Here is a 7,197-nt window from a genome sequence, read left to right as displayed (position 1 = left end):
TCGCTGGTGAGGACCTTGTCGAAACCCGCGACCTGAGCGATCAGCGCCGCCCCGAGCGCCCCGGCTGCCGGGCCGGACAGCACCGTCGTGATCGGCTGGTGCACCACCTCGTCGGCGCTCAGCACACCGCCGTTGGACTTCATGACGTAGAAGGGGATCTCGCGACCGTCGAGGGCCGTGAGCCTGGTCTTGATGTTCGTCACGTACGCCGAGAGCCGCGGCTTGACAGCGGCGTCGACGAGGGTGGTCATGGCGCGCTCGTACTCGCGGTACTCGCGCAGCACCTCGCTGCTGATCGAGACCACCGCGTCCGGGTGCTCCTCGGCGAGGATCGCGCGCATGCGCTCCTCGTGCTCGTCGTTGGTGTAGGCGTGCAGGAAGCACACGCCGAGGGTGGAGATGCCACGGTCGCGGAACCAGCGTGCGACCTCGCGAGCGCCGGCCTCGTCGAAGGGACGCACCTCGGCGCCGGTGAAGTCGAGCCGACCCTCGACCCCGCGGACCAGGTCGCGCGGCACGATCCGGTCGGGCTTGACCCAGAAGTACGAGTTGCCGTAGCCGTCGGGAACCGACTGCCGGGCGATCTCGAGCATCGCCTCGTAGCCGGCGGTCGTGATGAAGCCGAGCCGGTCGACCTTGCCCTCGAGGAGCTGGTTCGTGGCGACGGTCGTGCCGTGGCTGACGGCACCGATCGTGTCCCCACCCGCACCGAGCATGCCGAGCACCTTCTCGATGCCGGCCAGGAAGCCGTCGGCCGGGTTGCTCGGGGTCGAGGGCGTCTTGGTCGTGACGACGTCGCCGGTGACCTCGTCGATCGCGACCACGTCGGTGAAGGTGCCGCCGGTGTCGATCCCGATCCGGATCCGCCGCGATGCCATGCCCACGATTCAACAGGTCTGCCGCGGCGCCGGACGACGGCACATCCTGCCGACGGACCCCGGCGCGGTTGGCAGCACCTGACAGACCGCAGCCAGGGTCGGCGGCGTTCTCAGCAGGGTGCGTGGACGAGTGCCGGGAGTGGCGGGAGGGTGGCGAGCGCCTCGAGCTCGTCGGCCATCGCTGCATTGAGCCGGAGCAGCAGGTCCGGGATCTCCGCGTCGGTCCAGCGGTGCCCGGCGATCACGTCCGTCACCTCGAACAGGGCCGTCGACAGTGCGTCGCGGCTCGCCTGGTAGGCCGACAGGGCGTCGCATTCACCCGCACCGTCCCGGAGGACGGCCACGATCGCGCGGGCGAGCAGCTCGGCGTCGCGCAGTGCGTCCGTCAACCCGTGCGCACCCAGCGGGTCCTTGAAGTAGCCGGCGTCGCCGACCAGCGCCCAGCCCTCGCCCCACGCCCGGCGGAGGTAGCCCGGCCTGCCCGTGAAGGTCCGCAGCGAGGCCGGCGGTGAAGCAGCCGCGAGCCTGGTCGTGAGGTCTCCCGGGGTTTCGGCGACGATGCGCGTGAGCGGTCCCAGCCCGCCGCGGCCCATCCGGTGGGGTGACGCGCTCGCGAACACGCAGGCCTGACCGGCGTTGGTGGGAACGACGCCGGACGCCGCGTTCGGCCGGAAGTTCCATTCGTAGCCGTCGGTCTCCAGCCCCGTCCAGTAGCCGTAGGTGACCGTGGCGATCGACTTCCCGACCCGTTCGTACGGCGCGTCGACAGCGTCGGCGATCGTCGACCTGATTCCGTCGGCACCCACGACGATCCGCGTCGCGACCCGCACCGTCTCGCCGCTCCGGGCCCGGCCGATGATCCCGGTGACCCTGCGGTGGCGATCGCGCTCGACGCCGGTCACGGCGATGCCGAACCGTACGTCGGCACCGGCCGCCATGGCCGCGTCGACCAGGATCGGGTCGAGGACCGTGCGCCTCGGCGCGTACAGCGCCTCCACGCCGTACGACTCCTTGAGGGTGATCGGGACCAGGTCGTCGGCGTACCGGAACGTCGTACGCCGCACGGCCGGGGTGCCCGCGTCGATGACCTGGTCGAGCAACCCCCACCGGGTGAGCTGCAGCACGCCGCCGCGCATCAGGGCGTGGGTGGACAACGTGTCGGCGCCGTACCGGCTGCGGTCGACCAGCAGGACTCGCAGGCCGTGCCGGGCGAGCAGGTGGGCGGTGGCGGCGCCTGCCGCGCGGGCGCCCACGACCACCACGTCGTAGCGGGGCTCGATCCGGCTCATGTCATCTCCAGTCGACTGGTTCGAAACGGGTGACACGCGATGTCACGTGACGTCAGCCGGCGTCGACGTCGATCGACACGGGCACCCCGTTGGTCATGACGTCGAACACGGCGGACCGACGGCGGGACTGCTCGACGACCGAGCGCAGCTTGTCAGGGTCGTCCCCACGAAGCGTGAAGCTCACCCGGACCTCCTGGTAGCCGTTGCGGACCTCGTCGGACAGCCCGAGGATGCCGAGCAGGTCGATGTCGCCCTCGACCGTCGAGGACACCTCGGTCAGGTTCACCCCGCGGGCCGCCGCGATGTTGGCGATGCCCGCGGTCAGGCAGGCGGCCAGCGCGTGCAGAAGGAACTCGACCGGCGTCGGACCGTTGTCGGTCCCGACCAGGATCGGCGGGTGGTCGGCGTCGAACGCGAACGGCTGCCGGTGCGTCATCTCCTGCTTGGCGCCGTGGAAAGCGTGGATCACCGACCGGCTGTGGGTGCCGCTCAGCCAGGTGTTGGTGGCCCGGAAGCGGAAGTCCGCGATGTCGGTGTCGCCCTTCACGGCGTCGAGCGTGGCGAACAGGGTCGCGGTGTCGACCCCGTTGCGGATGGTGTTGTCGGTGATGCTCATGGAGGTGCTCCTCAACTGTGGTGGATGTGGGTGGGTTGCTGGCCGTTCATGCGCTGCGCGTCGGCATCGGTGGCCGGGCGGCCGTAGGTGACGGCATCGCGGACGGAGGCCGGGGTGGTCGCCAGCAGCTCGGCGTCCGGCCGGGCACCGAGCGCGTCGTTCACGGTGGCGAAGGCCAGGCGGAGCGCGACGAAGACGGTGGTCGCGAAGATCTGCCGCTCGTCGTACCCGGCGTCACGCAGTGGCTGGACGTCGCGGGGCTCGGTGGCGTTCGGGTCCCGTGCCACCTTCCGGGCCCACCCCGCCAGGGCTCGCTCGGCCGGGTCGAGCCCGACGTCGCCGCCACGGAGGACCTGGCCCGCCACGTCGTCGCCGGCCAGGCCGGACAGTGTCCGGCCCCACGCGAGTGAGCAATACCCGTCCCCGAAGGCGGAGGCTGCTGCGACGACCAGGACGGCGCGCTGCCGGACGGTCAGCTCTCCGACCCGGACCGCGTCGCCGAGCAGGTCGAACAGGCGGCGGTGCAGCGCCGGGTCGTGTGCCCACAGCCTGGTCAGGTTCATCAGGAAGCCCTGCTTCGCGATGCTGTCGTCGTAGAAGCGCCGCACGTCCGCCGAGGTGGGCGGGAGCTCGAGGAAGCCGGTGCCGCCGGTCGAGGCCTCGGGCTCGGTGATGGTCATGGGGCTGACCGTACGAAAGCGCCTGCCTACCTCGCGTCGGTGCGTGCGCGCAATCGCAGGGGCTGCGTCCTGCCTGCCGATGGCGGTGTACGCGTACTCGTCAGGTGCGTGTCATCAGCCTGGCGACCGCCGCGGCGCGGGCCGACTTCCCTTGGATGCCGAGCTTCGCGTACGTGTTCTGCAGGTGCCGCTCGACCGTGCGGATGCTCAAGGTGAGGGACCGTGCGATGGCGGCGTTGTCCTGCCCTTGTGCGGCGAGCTGCAGTACGTCGAGCTCTCGCGGCGACAGCAGCGATGCCGGATCGGGACCGGCGACCCGTGTGCCCAGCTCGCGGTCCGGCGACATGAACGCTGCCACCTCGTCGACGAAGACCTGCCAGGCCGGCTCGTCGCCCAACACGATGTGGTTCGAGCTCTCCAGCACGACCAGCCTCGCACCGGGGATCGTCGACGCGAGGTGGCGACCTCCCTCGAAGTCGTTCATACGGTCACGCCGCGAGTGCAGCACCAGGGTCGGGAGGTCGAGCCCCGGCAGCAGGTCGGTCACGTCGTCGCGATTGCGTTGTCGACGGGCCGCACAGGCGGTCTCCGCCGACACGGACACGCGCTGCAGCTCATCGAGCCAGCGCATCTGGACTTCGCTGGCGCCCGGGATCATCATCGAGGTGAACACTCGCCGGAACTCCGACTCCGGCCGGGCCCAGCCGACCTTGATCAGCCGCTCGAAGGTCTCGTCGAGCTCGAGGTCCTCCGGCGTCGGATCGCGGAACGCCGCCGCGTAGCTCCCGTAGAACATCAACCGGGACACCCGCTCGGGATGGCGCACCGCGTAGACGATCGAGGGCGGACCGCCCTGTGCCATCGCCATCAGTGCGAACCGGTCGAGTCCGGCATGCTCGACGACCGCCTCGAGATCGGCGACCCGTGCCTCGAGCCGGAAGTCGTCGACGTCCCAGTCGGACAGCCCGTACCCACGCTCGTCGTAGCGGATCACGGTGGCGACGTCACCCAGGTCGTTCAAGAAGTGCCGCCACACGGGACTCTCCCAGTCATGCTGCAGGTGACTCAGCCAGCAGGTCGCGATGACCAGCGGAGGGCCGGAGCCGTGGCGCGCATAAGCGATCCGCACACCGTCGGCCGACTTGCAGAACCTCAGCTCCTGCGGTGGCGGCGCCGTCCCACGACCGGAGGCTGGCACGCCTCGATCGTACCCACGAGCCGCGACCTACTCAGGGCCCGCTCGTTGTACACCCCGGCAGGCTCCCGTCCGGTGAGTGCGCCGATCGCGGCCATGATCTCGGGTGCTCACCGGACATGCGGCTCAGGGGTGGGGGTGCGTGTCCGCGCAGCGATCCCGCGCAGCGTGAACCCGGCGCTCACCAGCAGAAGACCCAGGCCGAGAAGAGCGAGGGCCGACGACAGGGCGGCCAGGTCGAAGGGGCTGCGGCCGGCGTAGGCCTGGGTCATGGTCGAGGCGATCAGGGCCGCGTATCCGACGGCGCCCAGGGACAGGATCTCGATCCGTCGGCGCTCCGTGTGCTCGGGGGATGCCAGGAGCAGGAGAGCCAAGGCAGGCAGCACCTGTACCGCGTGCAGGGTGAACGCATGCGGGACCTTCAGCGCGCCCTCGGCGCCGAAGGTGTTGCCGCCCTCGACGATCATCTGCACTCCGACGCCCTGGCTGGCCAACATCAATACCAGCCCGAGCCGGATCGCGAGGGCCAGGCTGGGCGGAGCGTCCAGCTGTGCGAACGCCCAGATCGTGACCGCCACGATGACCAGGGCGACCAGCCCGACCAGCATCCCCATCAGGGAGAAGATCATGCCGTCGAAGCTGGTGGCCTCGTTGAAGTGAGACGCAACGCCGCGCCACTTCTGCATCGAGATGAGAAAGACCTCGCCCACCGACGCGAAGGCGAAGACGCCCACGACGAGCCACCCGAGCCACCGCCGTGGTCGCAGGAAGGCCATGAACCAGGTCAGCGTGGCCAGGGTGATCCCGAACGACAGGCCGAACACGATCGGCTTCCGCCACGAGACCGGGCCCTCCCACGGGCCGCCGTCGACGAGATAGACGACGCCGTGGAAGAGGCCGCTCAAGATGAGCAGGCCGCCGCACAGATAGCCGAATCGTTGATAGGACGCGACCGTGGTGAAACGGCCGATGCGCACCAGGTCAGCAGCCAGCTCGTTCATCTCAGTTCCCTTCTCGACCCTGAGGCCTGCAACTGATGTCCACCTGGGATCCGCGGTGTGCACCCACGATCGGTGCAGTCATGGGACCTCGATCTCGCTGACCCCTGGAGGTGGTGCGCTCGGCCACCTGGTACGGCAGCAGCGCGAGCGCGTCCGCCTCGGATGGGGTCTTCAACCAACCACCAGATCGCGCGGCCAGCGGACCGGCACGAGGCGAGGGGCGGCTGTTGCCCACGCGGGCGCTCGTATCCCTAGAAGTGTAAGTGAACCGTCCGCCGGGCTTCCTGTCCCAGCGCCTACTCCGGGGCGCGTTGGTTGTAAACGCCCGCTGGCTCCTGTCCGGTCAGCGCCCCGATCGCGGCCATGATCTCGTCGGTCACCTCGCGGCGAGCGCGGCCGAGCGGCACGCCGTCATACCGGCCGGTGAAGTGGAGCGGCTCGCCGAACTGCACCGACACCCTCGCCAGCCGAGGCAGCCGGGCGCCGACCGGTTGGATGTCCTGGGTGCCGGAGAGGCCGACCGGCACGACCGGGCAGCCCGCGGTGAGCGCGAGGTGGGCGACGCCGGTACGGCCGCGGTAGAGGCGACCGTCGCGGGAACGGGTGCCCTCGGGATAGATCCCGAACGCCTCGCCCCGGCCGAGCACCTCGAGCGCGGTGTCGAGGCTGGCGAGCGCGGCCTTGGTGTCGTCGCGGTCGATCGGCAGCATTCCGAGTCCCTCGAACCAGATCCGGCTCACGGCGCCCTTGAAGCCGGAGCCGTCGAAGTAGTCGGACTTGGCGAGGAAGACGACCTTGCGGGGCACCACGATCGGGATCACGACGCTGTCGACGAAGCTGAGGTGGTTGCTCGCGAGGATCACCGGGCCGGTATCGGGCACTCGATCAAGGCCGATGACCCGAGGCCGCCACATCGCCTTGGCAATCGGCGGCGTCACCGTGTGCATCACCTCGTAGAGCATGGCCTCATCATGCCGCTCCTGGGCGCTGCCGGGCCGCGGGTCGACACCGTCCGACCGTAGGTGGCTCGCGCGTGCCGCGCCACTGGCTTCCGGCGCCGGGGGTGTCGAGGCTCGCTCCGCTCGCACCTCAACCGCCGGCGAGCCCGTGCGCTCGACAGCCGTCGGCGAGCCCGTGCGCTCGACAACCCCCGGCGATGCGGCAGGTCCGGTGGTTGAGGTGCGAGGAGCGCAGCGACGAGCCTCGAAACCCCCGGACCTTCGCCGCCACTGCCCTCGCCTGCCGTGAGCCGGGCACGCCCGGCCTCAGGGGCCGGAAATAGGTGAAGGGCCCTCGCAGGTATGAGCTACAAGGGCCCTTCGATGGTGACGGGCTCGACCCGAAGGCCGCGCCCCTCACCGGGCGACCGTTCTGGTGACGTTCCGGCCGATGCACTCGTTGACTCCGGTCCCAGCCGACCCCGTCACCGGGCGGCTGCGGTGTTCCCCGGCGAACCGGTTCCCACCGGATGGACCCTCGTCTCCGAGCCATCCCGCTCTCCCTTGCGGAAGTGCGTGAGAGAGTTCTATGCCCCGCCG

At 70.2% G+C, this 7,197-nt stretch carries 7 protein-coding genes; all 7 read right to left on the bottom strand.

Annotated elements, in window-relative coordinates; translation table 11 throughout:
* Nucleotides 1-878: hydantoinase/oxoprolinase family protein (locus VFZ39_RS08920; protein WP_330865384.1), on the bottom strand; the 878-nt coding region annotated here is incomplete at its 3' end.
* 110 nt (nucleotides 879-988) lie between these two features.
* Nucleotides 989-2,167: an NAD(P)/FAD-dependent oxidoreductase gene (locus VFZ39_RS08915; RefSeq protein ID WP_330865383.1), complete on the bottom strand. Its 1,179-nt coding sequence runs from the start codon at nucleotides 2,165-2,167 to the stop codon at nucleotides 989-991.
* 52 nt (nucleotides 2,168-2,219) lie between these two features.
* The gene (locus tag VFZ39_RS08910; RefSeq protein WP_330865382.1) at nucleotides 2,220-2,783 is read right to left on the bottom strand and encodes an OsmC family protein; all 564 of its coding nucleotides are present in this window, start codon (nucleotides 2,781-2,783) and stop codon (nucleotides 2,220-2,222) included.
* 11 nt (nucleotides 2,784-2,794) lie between these two features.
* On the bottom strand, nucleotides 2,795-3,463 hold the full coding sequence (locus tag VFZ39_RS08905; RefSeq protein ID WP_330865381.1) for a hypothetical protein: 669 nt from the start codon (nucleotides 3,461-3,463) through the stop codon (nucleotides 2,795-2,797).
* A 100-nt stretch (nucleotides 3,464-3,563) separates the two neighbouring features.
* Complete coding sequence (locus tag VFZ39_RS08900; protein ID WP_330865380.1) at nucleotides 3,564-4,661, bottom strand: alpha/beta fold hydrolase; 1,098 nt, start codon at nucleotides 4,659-4,661, stop codon at nucleotides 3,564-3,566.
* A gap of 107 nt (nucleotides 4,662-4,768) precedes the next feature.
* Nucleotides 4,769-5,659 carry a hypothetical protein gene (locus tag VFZ39_RS08895; protein WP_330865379.1) on the bottom strand — a complete coding sequence of 297 codons (891 nt, stop codon included), beginning with the start codon at nucleotides 5,657-5,659 and terminating at the stop codon, nucleotides 4,769-4,771.
* 296 nt (nucleotides 5,660-5,955) lie between these two features.
* Nucleotides 5,956-6,621, bottom strand: coding sequence for a lysophospholipid acyltransferase family protein (locus tag VFZ39_RS08890; protein WP_330865378.1), 666 nt, complete (start codon nucleotides 6,619-6,621; stop codon nucleotides 5,956-5,958).
* Nucleotides 6,622-7,197 lie beyond the last annotated feature (576 nt).

The sequence above is a fragment of the Nocardioides sp. genome, assembly GCF_036374615.1.
Taxonomy (GTDB): domain Bacteria; phylum Actinomycetota; class Actinomycetes; order Propionibacteriales; family Nocardioidaceae; genus Nocardioides.
The sequence above is the reverse complement of the archived record's forward strand: the minus strand, read 5'-3'. Positions and strand labels throughout refer to the sequence as shown.